This window comes from Micromonospora sp. NPDC005254 (assembly GCF_042872525.1).
GTDB lineage: Bacteria > Actinomycetota > Actinomycetes > Mycobacteriales > Micromonosporaceae > Micromonospora.
Map to the genome: position 1 here is coordinate 75,520 of NZ_JBIAKM010000008.1, position 23,606 is coordinate 99,125.

Sequence of the window (23,606 nt, forward strand, 5' to 3'; positions counted from 1 at the left end):
GGGTTGCGGAGCGGTCAGTCCTCGGGTGCTTCCACCGACTCCGGCGACTCCGCATCGAAGAGCGTCTTGACCGTCGCGTCGGTCAGTGCACCCTGATAGAGGCCGAGCTTGTCGATGTCGCCCCGCCAGAGGTCGACCCACCGTGTCGTTCCGCCCACTGGGGTGAAGCGGGCAGCGCCGACGACGAGCGGACCGGTCGCGTCGAAGGCGCCGGTGAAGGTGCCGCTGCTGAAACCCTTGATCCCCTCCTGCTTTCCGTTGACATAGAGCCGGATCTCGCGCCGGGACGCGTCGTAGACGGCGACCAGATGCGTCCACCGGGCCCAGTCGTCCTCCGTCAGGACCCCCGACGTCATCGGAACCGCCACGGTCTGACCCGTGGTGTCATCGTCGTCGACGCCGAAGACGCTGACACACCACCGGTACTCGGTCGTGGTGCCCACCGTGAAGGCACGCTGGCCGAGGTAGAAGGCCGACTGTTGCGTGCCGGCCTGACTGACGGCGGTCATGGTGCCCAGTGCCTGTGCGTCAGGTCGCACCCAGACGGACACCGAGAAGGACTGATCCGTACGCAGCACGCGGCCGTCCTGCCAGACCGGGTTCTGCGGCTCGGCGAGATTGTCCTGTGAGCGCCCGTACTCTGTCGTCAGCTGGGCCGGATCCTCGATGCCCTGTCGGTCCAGCGTCAGGAACTTGTCGTCGGAGAGAGAGCCGAAATCGGCGCCCGCCGTCAGAGCCAGCCTGCGGCCGAACTGACCGTCCTCCGGCGCGCTGCACAGGGTGGGGTCCGTCGACTCCACGTAGCACGGCATGCCGTTGCCGAAGCCCCAGTCACCCACTTTGACCGCCGACAGCATTCCCGGCTCGTCGAAGCCTCCGGAGTCCGGATCCTCGGCGAGCTGACCGGTGAAGTCGTGGTCGACCAGCACCCGGTCGTACACCTGCACGTCGGCCAGGTTGCCCTTCAGCCAGTTGGCCGGCGCGCCCGAGGTCCAGCCCCGCCCGACGCTGAACGGGCCACCGGCGCTCCACGCGGCCGCGGTCCGATCCGTCTCGGCGGTGAGTTTGCCGTTGACGTAGAGCCGGATCTTCCCGGCGGTCTTGTCGTAGACACCGGCGATGTGCGTCCACCGCCCGACGTCCGCCGTTGTCAGGGCGGAGCTGACCGCTGCTCGGGTGGAACTGGATTGCAGGTCGGTGTCCTTCATCAGGAACGACCAGCGCGGCGTCAGCGGGGAACCCTCCAGCCGGGTACCCAACACGAAGCCGGCCGTGCTGGTGCCGGCCTGGGCGGCGACCGCCATGTCCGCCGTGGTGGGAAGCGCCGCCAGGCGTACCCAACCCGCGACACTGAACGACTCCGTGGTGTCCACCACCGGCCCGGTTGTGGCCAGGCTGGACGAGGTGCCGTTGAACGAGGCGGTCTCGCCGCGAATCAGCCGCAGATCTCCGGTCCACGAGACGCTGCCCGAGGACAGCGGGGTCCTGCCCGAGGGGGGCGACTGCTGCGTGTCGTCGAGTGCCTGCGACGCCGTGACCCCGGGGTAGGTCTCCAGACCCCAGCGGGCCGTGGCGGGCGCCGGCCGAGGGGCCGTGAACTCCAGCGAACCGTAGCCGATGTTGCCGGCACCATCGGTTGCGGAGATGTAGAGCGTGTTCAATCCGTACTTGGGCACCACCAGCGATACCTGCGCCTGCTTCACGGTGATGGGTTCGCTCGGTGGCCTCATCACTATGCGACCCACCGCCGTGACCTCGGTGACCGGCGGGTTGATCCAGCCGTACCGGAACTTGGTCACCGTGGAATCGGTGGACGAGATGAGGAAGGTCGCCGTGCTGCCCGGCAACCCAGTTCCGGAGGTCAGCGTCGCGGTCACCGGCGGCACCTTGGTGTCGGCCATGAACTTGCACCAGTCGGACCAGACACTCGTCCGGCTGTACGGAGCGGGGTCCGTCGCCTTGGCGCGGAACGCGTATGTCACCCCCTCGCCGGCCGTCACCGCGGCCGTCGTCGAGCGACCTCCGGCGGGAACCGACGCTCCGGCCGGCGCCGACCGGCGCGGGGTCGACGCGTCGATCACACCGTTGGCGGGTACCTGGACCCACTCGTACCCGGTCGTCAGCGCCTGCGTACCGTCCGCGTCCGGGAAGATCGCGGAGAACGTCGGCTTCAGGGTGCCGATGACCAGCGTCGTGCTGGCCGAGCAGGCAACGCCGGCCGCCTGCAGGTTGTTCGGCTTACCGGGGATGGAGTCGAAGTCGACCACCAGCTTCGCGTTGCCCGGGAAGAACTTCTTCCACCGGTCGGTCGTGGACTCGCCCGACCCGTCGGTGGCGCTGCACGCGCAGAAGCCGAAGGTGATGTTGGTGGCACTGCTGGTCGCGGAGGACTGGATCACGCTGGTGACCGCGGACCCGGTGAAGTTGACGGTCATGTCCGGCTGTGGCGAGTCGGAGCACCCGGAGCCCTCGTTGGCGTGCGAGCTGGCCGAGGACTTCAAGCCGATCAGCTTCGGCGCCCAGTTGGTACGCGGAGTCGAGGCGATGCCACCAGAGTGGTACATGTAGGTCGGCGTGTTGCCGCACGACCAGGAGTGATCCAGCTTCATCTGCACATACGCGGACTCGATGTGCTTGCCCCGCACGGTGGTCAACGGGAAGTCGAAGTAGGACCGGTACAGCTTCCCGGAGTCCGGGTCCCGGCCCACCCGGGCCACCGAGGTGTCCGTGTTGTTGCTGTTGTTGTTCGTCGAGTACGCCCATCGGGACTTGCCGGTGGACCAGGCCGGGTCGATGTAGACCGGGAAGGTCGTGCCGGCCGGCGAGAGCAACGCGGCGTCCGGGCGGAGGACCAGGTCACCGTCGGCGACCTGGACATCGACGGCGGCGACACGCGCTCTGTCACCCGGCGCCGCCGACGACGAGAGGTCGGACGACGACCCACCCGCGGACGCGGCGTCCCCGGCCGAGGCCGTCGCCGATCGCTGGCCTGACGTTGCGACACCGGCGTGGGAGTCCCACATGACGGCGCTGTCGGCGGCGGCGAGGACCTCGTCGCCGGCGAGCGCCGACAGGCGACCGTCTCGACCCCGCACCACCCGCGCGTCGCCGCCCAGGTCGAAGCGGAGTTCGCGCAGACGCGGGTTCGCCGCTGCCTCCGGCGTCTTGACCACGAGGACGTGGGTGAACCCGGTCCGGGTGGCCCGCAGCACCAGGTCCGTGCCGGGCAGCACGTCGGTGTAGGTGGCCGAGTCACCGGACACCGAGGGTCGGGGTAGACCACCCGGCCAGGACAGGGAGAACGACCGGCCGTTGCGGGACAGGACCACCGCGGCGGCATCGCCACCGTCGGAGAAGCGCACGTCCGCAACCGACGCCGTCGGCCGCCAGCCGTCCGCACCCCGACGTAGCGCGAGGTCGACGACCGCCCACGAGCCGTCGGGGCGCTTGACCTGCTGCGGCACCACGGCCAGTTCCGCCGTGAAGCCCCCGGACGGGTTGGCGAACACCTGGGTCAGTTCGGTACGCGCCGACGCGACCTCCACCCGCTTACCGGAGCGGCGCGCGGCGGCGGACGCCGAGGCGGGGTCGGCGGTCTCGGAGATGGCGGTTGACGGTTTCGACGCGGCAGCCGGCACGGCCTGTGCGGGCACCGCGACGGATGTGCCGAGAAGTGCGACCGCGCTTCCGACTACGAGAAGGGAACGTCTCTTTAGGAGCGCGGGCAGCAGCCAGCGGCCAGTGGTCATCAAAAACCCCCGTGCTGATGAGAACTAGTCGGCCGAACTGTAGGGCTGGCTTACAGGTTTGTCTATGTCCGCTACCGCCCGTGATAACAAATGGGGTACCAGCCCGCAATGATGACTACGGCCGCACCCGCCGTCACCGGTGAACGGCTGTCCGGCGCCTCCACGTGAGTGATCCGGCGGCCGCCGGTCAGCCCGCCGCCGGCTGGGTGGCGAGCAGTGCGGCCTCCCGGGCCGGGTCCAGGCCGACCGCAGCGCGGCGGGGCCTGCCGGCGCGCGGCGGAACCGTGCCCACCTCCCGCAACCACCGCCACGTGTCCGCCACGGTCTCGGCCACCGGCCGGCAGGTCAGCCCCGCCGCGTGGGCCCGGCTGGTGTCCCGCTCCAGCAGCCAGCGGTACGGATGCCCGAGCGGCAACCAGATCGGCAGGTCGTTCCACGGCTCCACCCCGGCGGCGAGGATCGACTCGGGGTCGGTCCAGCGCAGCCGGGCGTCGGAGCCGGTGACCGCCACGCACTCGCCGAGCAGCTCACCCATCGTGCTGTGCCCGGGGCGGCTGACCGCGTTGAACGTCCCGCCCCGCGCTCGGGCGCCCTGGTCCAGCATCCAGCTGGCCAGGTCGCGCACGTCGATGCACTGGATCGGCAGCTCGGCCGGGCCGGGGGCGAGCACGTCGCCGCCCCGCGCAATACAGCTCAGCCACCAGGGCAGCCGGCCGATGTCCTCCCCCGGCCCGAGGATCAGCCCGGCCCGGGCGATCAGCGCCCGGTCACCGAAGACCGCCCGCTCCGCCCCCGCCTTGAGCTGCTGGTAGTCGCCGTCGGCAGCGTCCGGGTCGGCGTCGGCCACCGGCGCGGTCTCGTCCGAGCCGGGCGCCACCGGGTCGGCGTAGACCGACCCGCTGGACACGTAGGTGTAGTGCCCCACGGTGTCGACCAGCGCACGGGCAGCGGCGCGCGCGGCGCGCGGCGCGCCGTCCCAGGTGTCGACCACCAGATCCCACTCGCCGTCCGCGAGCACCGCCAGGCCGTCCGGCGCGCTCCGGTCACCCCGCAACCGGTGTACGCCGGGCGGGACCGACCCGTGCAGCCCTCGGTTGAACACCGTCACCGACCAGCCCCGGCGAACCGCCTCGGCGACCGTCGCACCGCCCACGAAACCCGTACCGCCCAACACCAGCAATCTCATGTGCTCCACCCTGGCGGATGGGTGTGGCGGATTGCGCTCTTGTTCACGGCGAGCGGATCTGCCCTCGGCAGAACCCCCGCACCGACGCCCGCGCGCAGCCGGATCGGGCAGGTCGACTGGGGATCGGGCCGGTCAACCGGCGAGCAGCCGGTCCAGCGGGCGGGGCACGGCACCCGGCTCGAGAGCGCGCACGAGCGCCCCCGCGTAGCGGGCCTTGCGGCCACTCATCGTCCCCAGGAAGCGGCGTAGTTGCCGCTCGACCGGGCGCCCACGCTGGGCGGGCTGGTTCTGGAACACCCGCAACCGGGCCAGGTCCCCCTGCTCGGCGATGACCCGCTCGACGCCGTCGCTGCCGAGCGCGCGGATCAGCTCGTCCTCCAGGTCGGTCACGCACACACCGAAGCCGAGCACCTCCATCGCCGACCGGGTCAGGCCGGCGCCGAGACCCACCTGCTCCAGGCCACGCCGGAAGAAGCCCTCCTCGGCCTCGTCACACAGCCCCCGCACGGTCACGGCGAGGCCCTGCGCGCCGAAGAGCCGCAGGTACCGACCGACGCTCATCGCGCCTCCGAGCGGCACCACGCACACACCCTCGGCGACCAGATCGCGGTGCCGTCGCTCAGCCAGCGCCTCCACCGCGAACTGGTCGCTGACCCCCTCGACGAGCACGACGGTACGCAGGCCGGCCCCCGACTCCCGGGCCGCGTCGGCGGCGGTCGCGGCGTCCGGACCGCCGGCCGCCCAGACGCGTACGGCGGCGCGGAAGCGGTCCGGCTCAGGCACGGGACCGAGTCTCGCAACGACCAACCCGTGTCACAACCGGATTGTCCGCGGTCTGCCGAGCGTCGGGATCCCGGTGGTGTCACCACGGCAAACGGCTCGTCACCGAGGATGCGGTGACGAGCCGTTGCGAACTGGTGGGCGATACTGGGTTTGAACCAGTGACCTCTTCCGTGTCAAGGAAGCGCGCTCCCACTGCGCCAATCGCCCGTGGTTTCCGCCCGACCCGGGAGCTCAAGCCCGTCGAGGCGAATCGCGAGCGGACGACGGGATTCGAACCCGCGACCCTCACCTTGGCAAGGTGATGCGCTACCAGCTGCGCTACGTCCGCACGTCCCCGACGAACGCCGGCGACGCGGCAAACTCTACCCGATGCCAAGATCGGCGGGCGCGCGACCCTGGGCGGCGGCGATTGCGCTGGTCGCCACCGGGGTACTGAGTGACCTCGACAGCGCACCACACCCCCTAAGGAGGCTGTCGTGGGTATCGGCACCAGCATCTTCCTGATCGCGCTCGGCGCGATCCTCACCTTCGCGCTCGACGCGAGCGTCGGCGGCATCAACCTCGACGTGGTCGGCTGGATCCTGATGGGCGCCGGCGTGCTCGGCCTGATCATGACCACGCTGATCTGGGGTCGCCGCCGCCAGGCGGTCCCCGTCGCCACCGAGCAGCCGGTGGAGTACCGCCGGGTCGAGGAGCCGGTCGAGTACCGCCGGGTCGAGGAGCGGCGGGACATCGCCCCGCCGCTGTGACACGACCATCGGCCACCACTGGCGGAGCACCCGGGCCGGCCACCTCGACAGAGGCGGCCGGCCCGGCGTTTCGTGGCCTGCCGCGCCACGGGAGGCACCGGCTGCGAGCGTGACGCAGCCCGCCCCGCTCACCGCATGAGGGCGTTGAGCGTGCCGTAGTCGAGGGCGTCCGCCAGCGCGTCGTACGTGCCCGCGCCGAGGGCCTCGTCCGCCGCCCGGCGGGCGACCGCGTACGCGGCCTGCGCGATCGACGAGCCGAGGCTCACCCGGGCCACCCCCAGCCGGGCCAGGTCCCCCACCGCCGGGGCGCCCGGCCCGGCGAGCACGTTCAGCGGCGCCGGCACCGCCCGCACCAGCTCGCGGATGGTCACCGGGTCGACCACCCCGGGCACGAAGATGCCGTCCGCGCCGGCGGCGAGATAGGCGGTGGCCCGGGCCAGGGTCTCGGCGACGTCCCCAGCGCCAGCGAGGAACGTGTCGATCCGGGCGTTGACGAACAGCGGCAGACCCGCAGCGTCGGCCGCGCCTCGCACCGCGCCGATCCGGGCGCACTGGTCGGGCACGTCGCGCAGCGGTGGGCCGCCCTCGCGTCGGGCGTCCTCGATGTTCACGCCGACGGCACCGGCGTCGAGCACCGCGCGTACGGTCACGCCGACCTCCGCCGGCGTCGCGCCTTACCCGGACTCGATGTCGGCGGTGACCGGCAGCGGCACCGAGGCGGTGATCCGGCGGACCAGGTCGACGGCCGCGTCGCGGCCGAGGATGTCACCGTCGGGCGCCCCGAGACTCCAGGCGACGCCGGCGCTGGTGGTGGCCACCGCGCGGACGCCGGCGGCGGCCACGACGCGGGCGCTCGCGGCGTCCCAGGCGTTGACCAGGACCAGCGGCGACCCGGGGGTGTGCAGGGATCGGAACAGTTCGGCTCGGGTGTGGTGTTCGCTCACGCGGCAAGTCTCGGCCGGCCCCGCAGCCGCCGGTAATGTTTTAGCGCCAGCTGAAACCATCGGGGGTGCCGTGGTCGCCATCAGCATGTCGGCGGGCGCCGTCGCCCGCATCCGGTTCGCCGTCTCCTGCCTGTGGGAGGTCGTCGCGAGCGTCCGGGTGCTGCGCGACCCCGGAGACCACGCGGTCCACCTGCCCTGGGTACGCCGGGTGCGTCAGCCGCTGGTCGAGGCGGGTGTGATCGAGTCGGACGGCGGTCTGCTCTGGCAGCTGGTGCCGGCACCGCCCGGCTACCTGGCCGACTTCCTCACGCCGCCGCCGACCAACCTCAACCCCGATCTGGCCGCCGAACTGACGGCCCTGCGCGCCACCGGGGCCGACACCGTCCGCGCCCACCTGGACCTGTACCCGGGCGACCGCACGCCAGCACTCGCCGCCCTGTACGCCGACCCGCCGGCCGGGCTGCGCCGCCTCAGCGAGGAGATCGAGGCGTACTGGCGGATCGCCCTGGCCCCGCACTGGCCGCGGCTGCGGCTGCTGCTCGACGCCGACGTCACCGCACGCGCCCGCCTGCTCGCCGAGGACGGTGCGGCGGTGCTCCTCAACGATCTGCACCGGCAGGTCCGGTGGGAGGGCGACACGCTGGTCGTCGCGCAGCGGCACTGCCTGGCCCCGGACGTCGCGGACGGTCCGGGCCTGGTGCTGGTCCCGTCGGTCTTCGTCTGGCCGTCGGTGCTGAGCGTCTCCGCAGGGGACGCGCCGCAGCTCGCCTACCCCGCCAGTGGGCTGGGCACCCTCTGGGAGCGGCCGAACGGCGTCCCGGACGCGCTGGCCGCCGTGCTCGGCCGCGGGCGGGCCCGGCTGCTCACCGAACTGATCGGGCCGGCGAGCACCACCGAACTCGCCCGCCGCAGTGGGATGTCACCCGGCGGCGTCTCCCAGCACCTCACCGCGTTGCGCGCGGCCGGTCTGGTGGTGACCCACCGCCGGGGTCGGGCCCTGCTCAGCGCCCGCACCGACCTCGCCGAGGCGCTGCTCTCGGCAACGGCATAGCCGACATCGGTGCGCCCTCACCTCGTCACCCATCGCCGAGGCGGTCTACCGCCGCCGCGGCTTCCCGCCGTGGGCGAGTTCCGGCTGCTGATCTTCTGACCGGGCCGCCCGCCCGCTGACACGTTCCGGAGCAGATCCTCGTCCGGAACGTGGAAAAGCCGCCCGGGGCATGGTCAACGAAGCCGCGGATTGCGAAACTGCTGGCAATGTCCAGCACACCGCTGTCCCTGCCGCAGCCATCCGCGCGGGCGCCCGAGTTCGGCCGGGACGCGCTCATCGTCTGCGAGAACCTGGTGCGGATCTACCAGACCGGTTCGATCGAGGTGCAGGCGCTGCAGGGACTGGACCTGGCCGTGCAGAGCGGTGAGCTGGTCGCCGTCGTCGGCGCCTCCGGGTCCGGCAAGTCGACGCTGCTCTCCATCCTGGCCGGCATCGACGCCCCCACCGCCGGGCGGGTCCGGGTCGGCCAGTGGAATCTCCTGGCGATGTCCCGCGCGGACCGGGTGGACTACCGGCGGCACACCGTCGGGTTCGTACGGCAGCAGACGGCGAGCAACCTGATTCCCTACCTGACCGCACGGGAGATGGTGGACCTGCCGATGACGGCGGCCCGTACCGCGAAGAAGGAGCGCCGGGAGCGCGCGGCCGAGCTGCTGGACAGCCTCGGTGTCGCCGACTGCGCCGACCGGCGCCCCGGGCAACTCTCCGGAGGTCAGCAGATGCGGGTCGCGATCGCGGTGGCGCTGGCCAACCAGCCGCGGGTCCTGCTCGCCGACGAGCCGACCGGCGAGTTGGACGCCGCCACGTCCGCGGAGGTCTTCGGCGTGCTGCGGGACGTCAACCGGCGGTACGGCGTCACGGTCGTCGTGGTGACCCACGACCCGGAGGTCAGCGGCCAGGTCGAACGGACCATCGCGATCCGGGACGGGCGCACCAGCAGCGAGGTGCTGCGCCGCACCACCACGGACGCGGAGGGCGACACGCACGTGATCGCCGAGGAGTACGCAGTGATGGACCGGGCCGGCCGGGTCCAGGTGCCCCGCGAATTCCGCCAGGCGCTGGCGCTGACCCGACGGGTCCGGCTGGCCCTGGAGCCCGACCACATCACGATCCGCCCCGATTCGGGAAGCGACGAATGAGCAGCGAGCCGCTGCTGCGCGTGCGCGGCGTCCACCGGCGCTTTCGCACCGGGCCGACCGTCGTACACGCCCTGCGCGGCGTGTCGTTCGACGTGGCCGCCGGTTCCATGGTGGCGCTCGTCGGCCGGTCCGGTTCGGGCAAGACCACCCTGCTCAACGTCATCGGCGGCCTGGACCGCCCGGACGCCGGCACCGTGCACGTCGACGGCGCCGACGTCGGCGCGCTCGACGAGGACGGCCTGTCCCGGCTGCGACGCGAGAAGGTGTCGTACGTCTTCCAGAGCTTCGGACTGATCCCGGTGCTGTCGGCCGCGGAGAACGTCGCCGCCCCGCTGCGGCTGGCCCGCGTCGCCCCGGCCGAGCGCGAGCGGCGGGTCGAGTTGCTGCTGGATCTGGTCGGCCTGGCCGACCACGCCCGCCAACGGCCGGCCGAGCTGTCCGGCGGCCAGCAGCAGCGGGTGGCGATCGCCCGCGCGGTGGCCGCCTCGCCCCGGCTGCTGCTCGCCGACGAGCCCACCGGGCAACTGGACGCCGAGACAGGTCTGTCGGTGATGGCCCTGCTGCGCGGGATAGCGGAATCCGAAGGTGTCACCGTGCTGGTGTCGACGCACGACGCGGTGATGATGGCCCTGGCCGACCGGGTGATCCGCATCCACGACGGGCACCTCGACGAACAGGCGACCGGGCCGTACGGGCCCGAGTCGGACGCCGGGTGACACGACGATGCTGAGGCTGGTCAGCCGGCGCGCCCGCGCGCAGTGGCCGTTGCTGGCGGCCCTGCTCGGGGTCGTCACGATCGGCGCGACGCTGCTGGGCACCTGCACCCTGCTGGTCACCCGCACCGCCGAGCGGGCGCTGGAGGTCGCCATGGCCCGCGCCGCCCCCGCCGCCGTCGACGTGACCGTCTACACCGGCGCCGTCGAGGGCCGGGACGCGCCGTCCGTCGCCGCCGACACCCGCACCGTGGTGGCCTCCGCGCTCGCACCGTTCCCGGTGACAACTACCGCGCGGGCGTCGACAGTGCTGCGGGCGCTGCCGCCCGCGCTCGCCCCCGGCACCACGGTCCCGGCCCAGGCGTACCTGTCGGGGCTGGACGATCTGCCGGCCCGAGCCGAGCTGATCACCGGACGCTGGCCACAACACCCTGGCGACGCGGTGCTGCTGGAGTCCACCGCCCAACTCCTCCGCCTCACCCCCGGTAGCCGGGTGCGCCTCGGCGCCGAGCTGGCCCACCCGCCCGTCCCGGCCATCGACGTGACAGTCGTCGGTGTGGTACGCCCGCTGCCCGGGCGCGGCTGGGACCGCGACCCGCTCGCCGCGGCCGGCTCCGCCACCGGCTACCGGGACGGCCGCTTCCTGCAGCCGGTCAACGCGTACGGCCCGTTCCTCGTCGACCTCGCCGACCTGGTCACCACGGGCGCCACCGTCGACCGGCTGGAGGTCACCGCCCATCCGGACCTGTCCCACCCCAACCGCCGCGACCTGGAGACCATGGCCGGGGCCGTCCGCAGTGCCGACCGTCGGCTGGCCGGCACCCTCGGCGACCGCGTCACGCTCGCACGTGTCTCCTCCGACCTGGCGCTGACCCTGCGGGCCGCCGACGACCAACGGCACGTCACCGACGCCGTCGTGCTCGCCATCGCCGTCCTCGGCGGTGTTTTGGCCGCGACGGCACTCGTCCTCGCCGGCCGGCTGACCGCGGGCATCCGCGCGGACGAGACCGCCCTGCGGTCCGCCCTGGGCACCAGCCGCCGCCAACTCGCCGCCACCGCGACACTCGAGGCCGGGCTCGTCGCCGCCGTCGCCGCGGCGCTCGCGATACCGGCCTCGTCGGCCCTGCACGCCGGCCTGACCCACCTGCCGCCGCTGGACGACGCCGGCCTGACCGTCCGGCCGGCCATCACGAGTGCCCAGGTTCTCGCGGTGGTCGGCGGTGCGCTGGTGCTCACCGCTGTGCTCACCGTCCTGGCGATCCGGCCCGTCGGGGCACCCGGCGACCGGCGCACCCGCCGCGAACTGCTGGCCCGCTCCGGCGCCGACCTGATGCTCGCCGTGTTCGCCGCCGCCGGATGGTGGCAGCTGCACGCGCAGCCCACCGCCGCCAGCCCACGCGCCGACGCGGTCCGGGTGCTCGCGCCGGCGCTGCTGCTCACCGCGGGCGCCGCCCTGGCGCTCAGGGTGGTACTGCCCGCGCTGCGCGGCGCCGACCGACTGGCGTACCGCGCCCGCGGGTTGGCGCTCCCGCTGGCGGTCTCCGAGAGCGCCCGCCGCCCCCAGGCGGTCGCCGCCGGGCTGCTCGTCGGGCTGGCCTGCGCGGCCGGAACCTTCGGCCTCGCCTTCGACGCCACGTGGCACCAGTCGCAGCGCGACCAGGCCGCGCTCTCCGTCGGCACCGACCTGGCACTCACCCTCAGCACGGCGCCAGCACCCGGCGACGGCGCGGTCGTCAGCGCGGCCACCGCGGGGGCGGTGAGTCCGGCCCTCGACCGTGGTACCGCAGTCGGTCAGTGGCTCGGCACCGCCGGCGATGCGCCGCGCCTGGTCGCCGTCGACACCACCCGAGCCGACGCGCTGCTGCGCGGGCCGGTGGACAGCGACCGCGGATGGGCGGACGTGGGCGCCACGCTGGCACCACGCACCCGGGTCACCGGCCTCGCCTTTGCGGCCGGCGCCCCGCTCGTCCTGAGCGGGACCGCGGCCGGCGGCACCTCCCTCGCCGTGACGCCCCGGCTGCTGCTGCAGGACGCCACCGGCCTGCGCACGTCCTGCACCGGTCCCGCCGTACCGCTCGACGGTCGGGAGTTTCGGCTGCCCGCCTGCGCGACGGCTGACGGGCTGCGCCTCGTCGCGGTCGCCCTGCCGGTCACCGCCGACCCGGTCGGCGGACCCGTCGCCGTAGCCGTCACGCTCACCGTGCCGCCCGCCGGGTCGGCGGAAGGGTCCACCGACGGGTCGGACTGGACCGCCACGTCCGCGCCGCCGGTCCCGAGCAGGGTGCGCGACCTGAGCGTCACGCTGTCTCCGGTACGGACGGGAACCGCGCTGCGGATGGCCGCGACAGTCGACCTCGGCGGCGCAGACGACGCCGCCCGGACTATCGTCGCCACCGCCTTTCCGGACCCCGGGCCGGTGCCCGTCGCCGTCTCCGCCCGCTTTGCCAGCGAGGTCGGTGTCGACAGTGGCAGCCAGCTCAGCGTCACGGTCGGCACCACGCCCGTCCCGATCGTCGTCACCGAGGTCGTGCCGACCGTACCGTCCGCCCCCGGCGCCGTCGCCGTCCTGGCCGACCTGGACACGCTGTCCCGCGCACGCGCCGTCACCGGCGACCTGACGTTCCCGGTCGACGCCTGGTGGGTCGGCCACCCCGCCGGTCCCGGCGCTGCCGAGCGGGCCACCGCCCTGCACCTGGGCACCGTCACGAACCGCGAGGCGGAGACCGCCCGCCTCACCGGCGGCCCGCTGCGCGCCGGGCTGCCGGCCGCGCTCCGGCTCATCGTCCCGGCCGCGGCCCTGCTGCTGCTCGCCGGCGTCGTCCTGCACGTCACCTGCGATCTGCAGGTCCGCGCCGTCGAGGTGGGGCGGCTGCGCGGCCTCGGGATGTCCCGGCGCGGCATCCGGGCCGTGCTGCTCGGCCAGCACGTCGGCGTCCTGCTGCCCCTGCTCGCGGCGGGCGCGGCCGTCGGCGCGCTCGCCACCCGCATCGTCGCTCCCCTGCTCGTGCGCTCCGACACCGGCGCCGCGCCCGTCCCGGCCGCCAGCCACAGTGGCCGTGGCCAGCCGAGGCCGCACTGCTCGCCGTACTGCTGGCCGGATGCCTGCTGGCGGTCGCCGTTGTGGTCACCGTCCAGGTCCGCCGGGCCGACGCCGCGCACCTGCGGGTGGCGCCGTGAAACGGTGGCTGACCCGCCGGTGGCCGGCACCGCACTGGCCCAGCGTCCGGGGCCGGGGCCGGACCGACGCCGGACCGCTGCTGCTCACCGCCGCCGTCATCGCGGCCGTCGCGCTGCTCGCCGGGGCCGTGCCGGCGCTGCTCCGGGCCGCCGCCAACAGCGCCGTCCAGGACACGGTCCGCCGCGCCGGCCAGGACTCGAACGTCCTCGTACGCGCCGACTGGGAACGCGACGACGGCCCGACCGGCGGGCGGGTCCGGACAGCCCGCCTCGCCGATGACGTCGACGACTTCCGCGCCCGGGCGGCCTACGCGCTCGGGCCCGACCTGGACGCCGCGCTGCTCCCGCCCATCGCCGTTGTCAACGGTCCGATCCTCAGCATCACCGACGGCAGCGCGCCGCGTACCTTCCAGTTCACCTACCTGGCCGGCGATCTCGGTGGCCCGGACGTGACCTGGATCGCCGGCAGCGCGCCCGGCCCCGCCGTCACCGACGAGTTCGTCGAGACCCCCTACAACGGACCGCCCTGGCCGGTGCAGGTCGGCATCTCCGAGGCGGAGGCCACCGCACTCCACCTCGGCCCCGGCGATCGGATCCCGGTCAAGGACGGCCAGGGTCGCGACCGGGACGTCCGGATCAGCGGCATCTACCGACCCGCGGACAGCGCCGACCCCGCCTGGCGACTCGCCCCGGCGCTTCTGCGCCCCGTGCCCGGCGCCGACGGCGTGAGAACCACCCGGTTCGCCGGCCTGCTGTCGGCCGAGTCGTTACCGGACGCCCGGCTCGCCGTCGACGAGGACCAACTGCGACGTACCATCCATTTCGCACCCGTTCCCGACGCGCTCACCTGGGACACCACCGCGGCACTCGCCAGCCAGGTGGTCAAGCTCAAGGCAGCCTCCGGCTCCTCCGGCGCCCGCGACGAGTCCCTGAAGTGGGAGTCGCAACTCGACACCACCCTGCGCGCCGCCCGTACCCGGATCGGCGCCGTTGCCGTGCAGGCCGCCGTCCTGCTCACCGGGGTGCTGACCGCCACGGTGCTGGTCCTGCTGCTCGCCGCCGACCTGCTGGTCCGCCGCCGTACCCCGGCGCTGAGCGCCGCCCGGCAGCGTGGGGCGGCGCTACCCGACCTCGGTGCGGAACTGGCCATCGAGTCCACAGTGGTGTCCCTGTCGGCCGCCGCCGTCGGGCTCGCGCTCGCCCGCGCGGCGGCTCCCGGCGTCTCCTGGGCCTGGGCCGTTCCCGCTGTCCTGGCCGGCGCCGTCGCCGGGCCGGCGTTCGGCATCCTCGCCGCCGCCCGCGCCAGCCGCGACCGGCGCCAACCCGCCAACCGGGCCGCTCGGCGCTGGATCCGGGCCACCGGCCAGCTACGCCGCGCCGCCGTGGAGGCCGCAGTCCTGATCGCCGCGGTCGCCGCCTTCGTCACCCTGCACCAGCGCGGGCTCCTGTCCGTCGCCTCCGACGGCGACACCGGCGCGCTGACCGGCGACACGATCCTGCCGATCAGCGCGCCCGCTCTGGGCGTGCTCGTCGGCGCGCTCGTCCTGCTCCGGCTGCTGCCCCTCGGGGCGCGGTTCGCGCTCCGGCAGGCGCTGCGCTCGCGCCGCCCGCTGGCCGTGTTCGGTGCCGCCCGGGCGGCCGCAACGGCCGGGCGCGCGCTACCGCTGCTGGTTCTGGTGAGCGCCACGGCGCTGGCGTCGTTCGCGCTCATCCTCGGCACCACCGTCACCCGGGGCCTGGCCGACGGCGCGTGGAGCAGCGTCGGCGCCGACGCCCGCCTCGACGTCGGCGCCGAGGCCGGGGTCGCCACGCCCGCGGTCGCCGAGCGCATCGCCGCCGCACCCGGGGTCGGGCAGGTCGTCGTCGCGCAGGTGACCGACTCGGCGCGCGTCTTCAGCGATTCGACACTGTTCACCCCACGCCTGGTCATCGTGGACGCCGACGCGTTCCAGCGCCTGCTGGCGACCACTCCGCTGCCCGACGCGCCGGCGCTGGCCCGGCTCACGACACCCGGTCCCGGCCCCGGGGACGTCCCAGCGCTGGTCCGATCGAGCGACGGCGAGCTGCCGACCGGCACGCGGTTGCAGCTACCCCGGGACGACGCCCCGGCGATCCGGCTCACCGCCGTCGGTACCGCGCCCTCCGTCGGCGGCGCCGGTGACGTCGTCATCGTGGACGCCGCGGCCCTCGCGGGCGCCGGGCTGCCCGCCGTTCCGAACACCGTCTGGGTGACCGGCCCCGGCGCGGCGCGGGCCGTGTCGAACAGCGGCGTCGCCGCCGACGTCGTGCTGCGCGCCGACGTCCTACGGGCGCAGCGAGTGGCTCCGCTGACCGCAGGGCTGGTACGGCTGGCGTGGACGGCCGCCGCGGTGCTGCTGGCGCTGGGGCTGCTCGGCCTCACGCTCGCCGCCGCCGCAGGCGCGTCGGAGCGGTGGCAGACCCTGACCCGGCTGCGGACCCTCGGCCTGCGGCCACGCGACGCCCGCTGGGTCGCCGCCGGAGAGGTGCTGCCGCCGGTCGTGGTCGCCGCGGTGTGCGGCCCGCTGCTCGGGGCCCTGCTCGCACGCCTGACGCTCGGCCCGCTCGACCTGCGGCTGCTCACCGGCCAGGCCGCCGACCCGGGGGCGGTCCCGCCGTGGTGGCTGCTCGGCCTGGTGAGCGTGGCGCTGCTGGCGGCGGCCGCCACGGTCGTACCTGTCGAGTCGGCCCTGCGGCGACGCGACCGGCTGAGCGAGGTGCTCCGCGCCGGCGAGTAGCCGGCCGGCGACCGGTGCAAAAACGAGGCCCGTTACCGGATATCCGGTAACGGGCCTTCTGACCTGCTTGTACAGCTGGTGGGCGATACTGGGTTTGAACCAGTGACCTCTTCCGTGTCAAGGAAGCGCGCTCCCACTGCGCCAATCGCCCGTGCATAATGCCGAGGTGGGGACGGGATTTGAACCCGCGTGGACGGCTTTGCAGGCCGTTGCCTCGCCTCTCGGCCACCCCACCGAGGTTGCCCCCGTCACGCGTGGCGGCAGCTCCGAGCGGACGACGGGATTCGAACCCGCGACCCTCACCTTGGCAAGGTGATGCGCTACCAGCTGCGCTACGTCCGCACGCCCCCGGCGTTCCCGGGTGACGGATGAGAACTTTAGCCGAGCCGGTGAACGACTGCCAACTCGGGGGTCTGTGTCGGCGCGTCCCCTCCCGCCCGGGAGCGCCGAGCGGGGGCCGCGTGCCGGATCCCGGGGAGGGTCGGACTCACTCGCCGCAGGCTTCCTAGGGAGCTGGCCTGGTTTCTCAACTGACTCCCGACCGTCACACTCCGGCATCGTGCGACGCCCGCTGTCGCCACCGGGACAACGGCCCCTCGCCCGGCGGCGACGCGCGCCCGCGGCGAGCGGCGGACCTCGACGAACACCGCCGGGAGACCGAACCGCGGCACCCCTGGAAAGTGTCCGACTTCCGACTCTTAGCCCACGAAACGGACGGTGGCGGTAACTGTTCGTGTTCGGGTGGATGGGCTACGGTAACGGTCGTGACGAGACGTGCGGCCGAGATCCGCCTGGATGCCCTGCTGCGCACGGCCTGCGACGTGATCGTGGAACGCGGTCTGGCCAACACCCGGACGGCGGACGTGGCACAGGCCGCCGGTGTGAGTCAGGCCCTGGTGTTCTACCACTTCGCCACCAAGGAGCGATTGCTCGCGCAGGCGTTCGCGTACGCCGTCGAGCAGGATCTGGCCCGCCTGGACGCGGTCACCCGCTCCTCCGCTCCGCCGTTGACGAAGCTCCGCCGGATCCTCAAGCTCTACACCCCGGCCGGTCGGGCGACCTCCTGGTCGATGTGGATCGACGGCTGGTCCGAGTCGCTGCGCACCCCCGAGTTGGAGAAGGTGTCCCGGCGGCTCGACCTGCGCTGGCGGCAGGATCTCGCCGCCGTCATCTCCGCCGGGGTCGCCGACGGCACCTTCCAGTGCGCCGACCCGCAGGGGGCCGCCTGGCGGATCAGCGCCGTGATGGACGGCCTCGCCGTGCAGCTCGCCGTGCACGACCGGGTGATCTCCCGCCGGCAGTTCGGGGAGTGGGTGCGGCTGGTCACCTCCCGGGAGCTGGGCCTGGCCCCGGCCGACCTGGACTGAGCGGCGACGGCGGAACGGCACCGCAGGTCGGGCCGGGCAAAACGGGCTCGGGCCACCGCGCCGAGGAGAACAATCGACGGCATGGACCTGCTGGAGGCGTACCGCCGGAGCCTGGCCGAGTTCGTCGACCGGGTGGACCAGGTCGGGCCCGGCCAGTGGGCCGAGGAGACACCGTGCCCGGACTGGGACGTCCGCACCCTGGTCAACCACGTGGTCGGCGAGGACCGGTGGAGCGTTCCGCTGCTCGCCGGCCGCACCGTCGACGAGGTCGGCGACCGCTTCGACGGTGACCAGCTCGGCGCGGACCCGGCCGCGACGGCGCGGGAGGCGGCCGCGCAGGCCGAGATCGCTGTCACCCATCCCGGCACGATCGACCGCACCGTGCACCTGTCGGCCGGCCCGACCCCGGCCGCGGAGTACGTCCAGCAGCTCCTCGCCGAACACCTGGTGCACGGCTGGGATCTGGCGGTGGCGATCGGCGCCGATCCGCGGCTCGACCCGGACGCGGTGCGCGTGTGCGCCCGCTGGTTCGCCGGGCGGATCGACGACTACCGGCGCGACAAGCTGGTACGCGACGACGCGCGGCTGCCCGCCGACGCCGACGAGCAGGACCAGCTGCTGGCCGCCTTCGGCCGCGACCCCGACTGGGCCCCGGGCCACTGAGCGGTCAGCGTCGGGGCCGCGTGTTGGCCAGTCCCCGGTCGCCGCCGTAGTGCGCGAGCACCCGGTGGTCCATCACCCGTCGCCACAGCGGCGGGACCAGCGCCACGACCACCATCGTCGCGTACCCGGCGGGCAGCTGCGGTGAGGTGTCGAAGCTGCGCAGCGTCTGGTAGCGGCGCAGCGGGTTCGCGTGATGGTCGCTGTGCCGCTGGAGCTGGAAGAGGAAGACGTTGGTGACCGTGCGGTCGCTGTTCCAGCTGTGCCGGGCGTCGACCTTCTCGTAGCGTCCGGCGGCGGTGCGCTGCCGGGCCAGCCCGTAGTGCTCCAGATAGTTGACCACCTCCAGCAGGGAGAAGCCGACCACCGCCTGCAGGACCAGGAACGGCAGCACCACCGGGCCGAAGACCAGGGTCAGCGCCGCGTACAGCACCAGGGTCATGGCCCACGCGTTGAGCACGTCGTTGCGGTGGGTCCACGGGGACCGGCCGCGGATGCGGAACCGGCTGGTCTCCAACCGCCAGGCCGAGCGCAGGCTGCCGAGGACGGTACGCGGCCAGAACGCCCAGAAGCTCTCCCCCAGTCGCGAGCTCGCCGGATCCTCCGGCGTGGCGACGCGGACGTGGTGGCCGCGGTTGTGCTCGACGTAGAAGTGCCCGTACGCGGCCGGCGCCAGGGCCACCTTGGACAGCCACCGCTCCACCCGCTCGCGCTTGTGGCCCAGCTCGTGGGCCGTGTTGATGGCGATGCCGTTGACCACCCCGACGGTGGCCACCAGGCCGGCGGCACCGGCGAGGGAGAGGCTGTCGCGGGCCCACACCGCGCAGCACAGCACCAGTGCGGCGTACTGCGCCGGCAGGTAGAGGTAGGTGAGCCAGCGGTAGTAGCCGTCGGCCGCCAGCCGGGGCACGGCCTCCTCGGGAGGGTTCTGCCGGTCGTCGCCGAGCAGCAGGTCGACCACCGGGATCAGGCCGAAGACGACGGCCGGGGTGAGCCACCACGCCCAGGCGCCGCCGCCGGCCCGCCACAGCGCGAAGCCGACGAAGGGCAGCGCCGGCACCAGGAGCGCCAGCGGCCAGAGCGGCTTGCGACGGTCCCGCCAGGCGGCGGGCTCGACGGTCGGATCGGCATCGACGGTCATGGCCAACCTCCGGTCTCGCGTTCTGACATCGACAGTGACAGCCATCACGTTCATTTACAAGAGCGTACGTTTTGTAAAGTCGATTTATCTCGATCAGTCGGCGCGTCGGCGGTCGGGGGCCTTGCCGCGCCCCCGGTCGGCTGATATCCACAGATGCGCATGCGTCACCGCGCTGCGTCGGTCGGCAGCCGCCGGCCATCCCGCTCCCACGAGGAGGTCCCGTGCCACAACCGGAGTGGTCACCCCCGATGAGCCGGCGTCGACGCCGGCTCATCGCCGTCCTGGCGACGACCGCGACCATCGCCGCGCTGCTACCCACGGGCGCGAGCACCGCGGCCCCCGCCGGGGCGCCGTCCACGCAACGCTCGTCCGGGCCGTTCGCCGAGGGCAACCACGAGCCTGCCGACCTCGACAACCGCTCCGGTACGGCGGCACCCGACGCCCGCCAGCGCGGCCTGGCCCGCGCCGCTGATCCCGACGTGCGGTGGAACCGGTTCGGCACCCCGCAGGCACTCGGCCCCGGTCGTACCCCGCTCGCCACCGGGCTGCCCACCGACCCGGAGGCCGCCGCCCGCGCCTACCTGAGGGCCAACCGTGACCTGTACGGCATGGACGCCGCGACGGTCGCCGACCTGGAACGGGTGCTGGTCCGACCGATCGGCAGCGGTGCCGTGGTGACCCTGCGGCAGCGCTTCGGCGACCTGCCGGCCGGGCCCGACGGCCTGGTCACCCTCGCGGTCCAGGGCGGCTCGGTGCTCGCCGTCAACTCCTCGCTGGCCCGCGACACCAGCGCGCCCGCGCCGGCCACCCGCACCGCCGAACAGGCGTACGCCGACGCGCTCGCCGACGCCGGGCTGACCGCGACGGCGGTGGCCAGCCACACCGTGCGCGCCGTGGCCGTACCCACCCCGCTGGACGGGCCCCGGGCCGCCTACGAGGTGACCATGATCGGCGCGGACGCCGACCACCCGGCGGCGTTCACCAGCTACGTGGACGGCAGCACCGGAAAGGTGCTGGTCCGCGAGGACCTCGTCGACTTCGACTCGGACAACCCGAGCTGGGCGGTCTTCCCGGCCACCCCGCCCCGCGACCTCGCCGCCGGGCAGGACCCGCGGGTGCGCTGGTGCGGTGACCCGGCCCCCGGCTGCCAGGTCGCCCAGCGGGACCCGGCCACCGGCCAGCCGTGGGACGTCGACGCGGCCACCGGCACCCCGACCTTCACCTCGCGCGGCAACTCGGCCAACACCGTGCTCTCCTGGGGCAACAACACCCCGATCGTCCCGGCCACCCCCAGCCCGGAGCGCCGCTACGAGTACCCGTTCACCGACCAGTGGCACCAGGCGAAGTGCAACCCGGCGGTGTTCACGTCGGCGCAGCGCAACGACGCGGACGCGGCGATCGCCAACCTCTTCGTCATGCACAACCGCATGCACGACTGGGCGTACCAGTTGGGCTTCACCGAGTCGGCGTGGAACCTCCAGGCGGTCAACCTCACCCCGTCCGGGCTGGGTGGCGACGCCGAGCAGGGCCGCGCCCAGCAGGGCGCGCTGACCGGCAACCGCAACAACGCCAACCAGGGCACCGGGCGCGACGGCCTGCCGCCGACCACCAACATGTACCTGTGGCAGCCGCAGGCCGGTGGCCCGTACCCGCCGTGCGTGGACGGCGACTACGACATGACGGTGATCGGCCACGAGTACACCCACGCCATCACCAACCGGATGATCGCCGGCCCGGACAGCGGGATCAGCGGCCACCAGGGCGGGGCGATGGGTGAGTCGTGGGGCGACCTGCTCGCCGCCGAGTACCTGTACCAGAACGGGCTGCGCGCGCCCGGCGAGTCGCCCTTCGTCACCGGCGGCTACGTCACCGGCAACCTGGTCAGCGGCATCCGCAACTACGACCTGAGCCGCAGCCCGCTGAACTACTCCGACATCGGCTACAACACCGGTGGCCCCGCCGTGCACGCCGACGGGGAGATCTGGGGCGCCACCAACTACCGGGTCCGCTCGGCGCTGGTGAAGCGGTACGGCCTCGGCACCACCCAGCGGCAGCTGGAGTGCGCGCAGGGCAAGGTCACCGCCGACAAGTGCCCGGGCAACCGGCGCTGGTCGCAACTGGTCTTCGACTCGTTCCTGCTCCAGGCCGCCAGCCAGGTCAGCATGCTCGACATGCGGGACAACATGCTCACCGCCGACCTGCTGCGCTTCGGGGGCGCGAACCAGGACCTGATCTGGGCCGAGTTCGCCCGCTCCGGGATGGGCCGGGACGCCGCCACCAACGGCGCCGCGGACACCGACCCGACGCCGAGCTTCGCCTCGCCGCGCGGCGGCAACGCGACGCTCACCCTGCGCCCCCGCGGGGACAGCGCCGACGCGCCGATCCGGGTGTACGTCGGGGCGTACGAGGCACGGGCCACGCCGATCGCGGACACCGACCCGGCCACGCCGATCCCGGACACGGTGGAGATGGTGGCCGGCACGTACGACCTGCTGGCCGTCGCGCCCGGCTTCGGGCACCAGCGGCTCAGCGTGGTCGCCGACGCCGGCCGGACCGGCTACGTGGACCTGCGGTTGAGTCGCAACCTCGCGTCCACGGCCTCCGGTGCCACGATCAGCGGCGACGGGGTCAACCTGGACCGGGTCGCCGACGACACCGAGGCGACGAACTGGGCCTCCCTGGACGGGGTGGCCGGCCGGCAGCTCACCGTGGACCTGCCGGGCGACGGCCCGCAGACGGTCAAGCGGGTGAACGTCAGCGCGATGCTGCGACCCGCGATCGTCGGGGACGCCGACACCGGCAGTCAGAACGCGCTCAGCGCGCTGCGCTCGTTCGCGGTGTCGGCGTGCGACGCGACGACGACCGACTGCGCGGACCCGGCGCACTGGCGGCGGATCTACACCAGCGCGGGCGACGCGTTCCCCGGCGGGGCGTACCGGGCGTACAGCCGCGACATCAACCTGCGGACGTTCGCGGTGCCCACCACCCTCGCCACCCACCTGCGCCTGGAGGTGCTGGCCAGCCAGTGCACCGGCGGCCCGCAGTACGCGGGTGAGCAGGACGACGACCCGGCCACGACGACGGACTGCGCGACCGCCAGCCCGGCCCGGGCCCAGGTCAGGATCGCCGAGTTCCAGGCGTTCACGAAGTGACACCGTCGGGGCCGGCGGTCCTCCGCCGGCCCCGACAACCCCCGATCAGCGGCGGGCCGGTCGCCAGCCACCCGCCGGCGCCGGCCGCTCCCAGAGCCGGTCCACCGGCGGGTCCTCGGCCTCGGTGGTGGCGGCCCGGGTCAGGTGACGCAGCCGCAGCAGCAGCCCCACCCCGAGCGAGAGCAGCAGCCCACCGAGCAGGAAGGCGGCCTGCACCATGCCGAACCCACCGGTCTGTGAGACCGGACGGCCAGCGGCCGGCGGCGCGGCGTCGATGGGCTGGTCGGCGACCGGTTCCTCGGCCGGGGCGCTCTCCTGCGCCGGTTCGCTCGGCGGATCGCTGGGCTCGGCCGGCGTCGCGCTCGGCGTCGGCGTACCGGTCGGCCTGACCCCTGCCCCCACCACCGACCGGGTGGCCGTCTGGCGGGCCAACAGGCGCAGGTTGGCGTCGTACGCCTCGGCGGCGAGGGTGACCCGCCCCTGGGTGACGTCCTCGGCGAAGGCCACCCGGTAGCGGGCGGTGACCGTGCGGCCCGGGCAGAGCGTGCCCGGGTCGAGTTGCCGATCGGTCAACCGGGCCACGTCACCCTCGGTCTGGACCTCCAGCGGGAAGTCGCCGTTCTCCTCCACCCGGTCCATCTTCACCTGGTCGAGCCGGATGCCCTGCACGCGGAGCACCATCGACCAGCGCACCTTCGCGCATCCGCCGCGCCGGTCCGTCTGCGAGACCACCGCCGAGATCGTGCGCACCTGGTCCCCCGCGCTGAACCGGGCCGGCAGGCCGCTCATCTCGGTGGCGAAGGCCGCCTGTGCCGGCGCGGCCATGGTCAGCACCGCCCCGGCAACGCCGGCAACCAACGCTCCGAGCCGCAGCGCGTACCGCCACACGATCACCACCACCTCGCTCCTTCTCGTCCCTGGAGGGAAACGCTAGGAGGAAACGGGCGGGCCGGACAGAGGGGTGTCTTCGCATCGGATGCCAAGCAGGAGGGGTGATTTCACCGAGAGTGGTGAACCCTTCACGCGTACCCGCGATCCC

At 73.7% G+C, this 23,606-nt stretch carries 13 protein-coding genes, 5 tRNA genes and 1 pseudogene; 8 read left to right on the forward strand and 11 right to left on the reverse strand.

The features are described 5' to 3' along the window. Window positions 1–14 precede the first annotated feature (14 nt). From ACFYPR_RS23675 to ACFYPR_RS23695, 5 genes are all read right to left on the reverse strand, one after another. Complete coding sequence (locus ACFYPR_RS23675) at window positions 15–3,653, reverse strand: LamG domain-containing protein (RefSeq protein WP_387262527.1); 3,639 nt, start codon at window positions 3,651–3,653, stop codon at window positions 15–17. Between the two features lie 283 nt (window positions 3,654–3,936). Next, the gene (locus tag ACFYPR_RS23680; protein WP_387262530.1) at window positions 3,937–4,935 is read right to left on the reverse strand and encodes an NAD-dependent epimerase/dehydratase family protein; all 999 of its coding nucleotides are present in this window, start codon (window positions 4,933–4,935) and stop codon (window positions 3,937–3,939) included. A gap of 132 nt (window positions 4,936–5,067) precedes the next feature. Then, on the reverse strand, window positions 5,068–5,718 hold the full coding sequence (locus ACFYPR_RS23685) for an ATP-dependent endonuclease (RefSeq protein ID WP_387262532.1): 651 nt from the start codon (window positions 5,716–5,718) through the stop codon (window positions 5,068–5,070). A 132-nt stretch (window positions 5,719–5,850) separates the two neighbouring features. Beyond that, window positions 5,851–5,925 (reverse strand) — tRNA-Val (locus tag ACFYPR_RS23690). 48 nt (window positions 5,926–5,973) lie between these two features. Next, a tRNA-Gly gene (locus ACFYPR_RS23695) sits at window positions 5,974–6,046 on the reverse strand. Between the two features lie 148 nt (window positions 6,047–6,194). Between ACFYPR_RS23695 and ACFYPR_RS23700 the strand changes: the two genes are divergently transcribed. Next, window positions 6,195–6,467 (forward strand): DUF6458 family protein, encoded by a 273-nt coding sequence (locus ACFYPR_RS23700; protein WP_007457129.1) that lies wholly within the window; start codon window positions 6,195–6,197, stop codon window positions 6,465–6,467. A 128-nt stretch (window positions 6,468–6,595) separates the two neighbouring features. Here ACFYPR_RS23700 and ACFYPR_RS23705 read toward each other — a convergent pair. Then, window positions 6,596–7,522 (reverse strand): annotated as a pseudogene (locus tag ACFYPR_RS23705) (isocitrate lyase/phosphoenolpyruvate mutase family protein). On the opposite strand from ACFYPR_RS23705, the gene ACFYPR_RS23710 reads away from it, so the two are divergent. The 4 genes from ACFYPR_RS23710 to ACFYPR_RS23725 all read left to right on the forward strand — a co-directional run bounded on the left by ACFYPR_RS23710 (window position 7,482) and on the right by ACFYPR_RS23725 (window position 16,247). Further along, entirely contained in the window at window positions 7,482–8,462 is a 981-nt protein-coding gene (locus ACFYPR_RS23710; RefSeq protein ID WP_387262534.1) for a DUF5937 family protein, read from the forward strand. The pseudogene ACFYPR_RS23705 and the gene ACFYPR_RS23710 sit on opposite strands and share 41 nt — an antisense overlap. 206 nt (window positions 8,463–8,668) lie before the next feature. Further along, a complete protein-coding gene (locus ACFYPR_RS23715; RefSeq protein ID WP_354855436.1) occupies window positions 8,669–9,601 on the forward strand; it encodes an ABC transporter ATP-binding protein in 933 nt (310 codons plus the stop codon). Next, window positions 9,598–10,317, forward strand: coding sequence for an ABC transporter ATP-binding protein (locus tag ACFYPR_RS23720; RefSeq protein ID WP_387262537.1), 720 nt, complete (start codon window positions 9,598–9,600; stop codon window positions 10,315–10,317). The genes ACFYPR_RS23715 and ACFYPR_RS23720 overlap by 4 nt, the downstream gene beginning before the upstream one ends. Before the next feature lie 3,170 nt (window positions 10,318–13,487). Continuing rightward, entirely contained in the window at window positions 13,488–16,247 is a 2,760-nt protein-coding gene (locus ACFYPR_RS23725; protein WP_387262539.1) for an FtsX-like permease family protein, read from the forward strand. Window positions 16,248–16,323: 76 nt separating this feature from the next. On the opposite strand, the gene ACFYPR_RS23730 is transcribed toward ACFYPR_RS23725, so the two are convergent. From ACFYPR_RS23730 to ACFYPR_RS23740, 3 genes are all read right to left on the reverse strand, one after another. Beyond that, window positions 16,324–16,398: transfer RNA gene (locus tag ACFYPR_RS23730), tRNA-Val, on the reverse strand. A gap of 13 nt (window positions 16,399–16,411) precedes the next feature. Next, window positions 16,412–16,482: transfer RNA gene (locus ACFYPR_RS23735), tRNA-Cys, on the reverse strand. A gap of 34 nt (window positions 16,483–16,516) precedes the next feature. Next, window positions 16,517–16,589 (reverse strand) — tRNA-Gly (locus ACFYPR_RS23740). A gap of 422 nt (window positions 16,590–17,011) precedes the next feature. Here ACFYPR_RS23740 and ACFYPR_RS23745 point away from each other — a divergent pair. Together ACFYPR_RS23745 and ACFYPR_RS23750 are read left to right on the forward strand one after the other, a co-directional pair. After that, window positions 17,012–17,614: a TetR/AcrR family transcriptional regulator gene (locus tag ACFYPR_RS23745; RefSeq protein WP_355139244.1), complete on the forward strand. Its 603-nt coding sequence runs from the start codon at window positions 17,012–17,014 to the stop codon at window positions 17,612–17,614. Between the two features lie 81 nt (window positions 17,615–17,695). Continuing rightward, a complete protein-coding gene (locus tag ACFYPR_RS23750; protein WP_355139242.1) occupies window positions 17,696–18,277 on the forward strand; it encodes a TIGR03086 family metal-binding protein in 582 nt (193 codons plus the stop codon). Between the two features lie 4 nt (window positions 18,278–18,281). Here ACFYPR_RS23750 and ACFYPR_RS23755 read toward each other — a convergent pair whose 3' ends face one another. Beyond that, complete coding sequence (locus ACFYPR_RS23755) at window positions 18,282–19,415, reverse strand: alkane 1-monooxygenase (RefSeq protein ID WP_354855442.1); 1,134 nt, start codon at window positions 19,413–19,415, stop codon at window positions 18,282–18,284. A 221-nt stretch (window positions 19,416–19,636) separates the two neighbouring features. Here ACFYPR_RS23755 and ACFYPR_RS23760 point away from each other — a divergent pair, with 221 nt between their 5' ends. Further along, window positions 19,637–22,567 (forward strand): M36 family metallopeptidase, encoded by a 2,931-nt coding sequence (locus ACFYPR_RS23760; RefSeq protein ID WP_387262542.1) that lies wholly within the window; start codon window positions 19,637–19,639, stop codon window positions 22,565–22,567. 45 nt (window positions 22,568–22,612) lie between these two features. Here ACFYPR_RS23760 and ACFYPR_RS23765 read toward each other — a convergent pair whose 3' ends face one another. Beyond that, window positions 22,613–23,464 carry a hypothetical protein gene (locus ACFYPR_RS23765; RefSeq protein WP_387262544.1) on the reverse strand — a complete coding sequence of 284 codons (852 nt, stop codon included), beginning with the start codon at window positions 23,462–23,464 and terminating at the stop codon, window positions 22,613–22,615. Window positions 23,465–23,606 lie beyond the last annotated feature (142 nt).

What these genes read in the sequence shown, in the direction of transcription:
- ACFYPR_RS23720 (WP_387262537.1), top strand. Translation starts at nt 9,598, where the DNA reads ATGAGCAGCGAGCCGCTGCTGCGCGTGCGCGGCGTCCACCGGCGCTTT.
- ACFYPR_RS23680 (WP_387262530.1), bottom strand. Translation starts at nt 4,935, where the DNA reads ATGAGATTGCTGGTGTTGGGCGGTACGGGTTTCGTGGGCGGTGCGACG.
- ACFYPR_RS23715 (WP_354855436.1), top strand. Translation starts at nt 8,669, where the DNA reads ATGTCCAGCACACCGCTGTCCCTGCCGCAGCCATCCGCGCGGGCGCCC.
- ACFYPR_RS23755 (WP_354855442.1), bottom strand. Translation starts at nt 19,415, where the DNA reads ATGACCGTCGATGCCGATCCGACCGTCGAGCCCGCCGCCTGGCGGGAC.
- ACFYPR_RS23750 (WP_355139242.1), top strand. Translation starts at nt 17,696, where the DNA reads ATGGACCTGCTGGAGGCGTACCGCCGGAGCCTGGCCGAGTTCGTCGAC.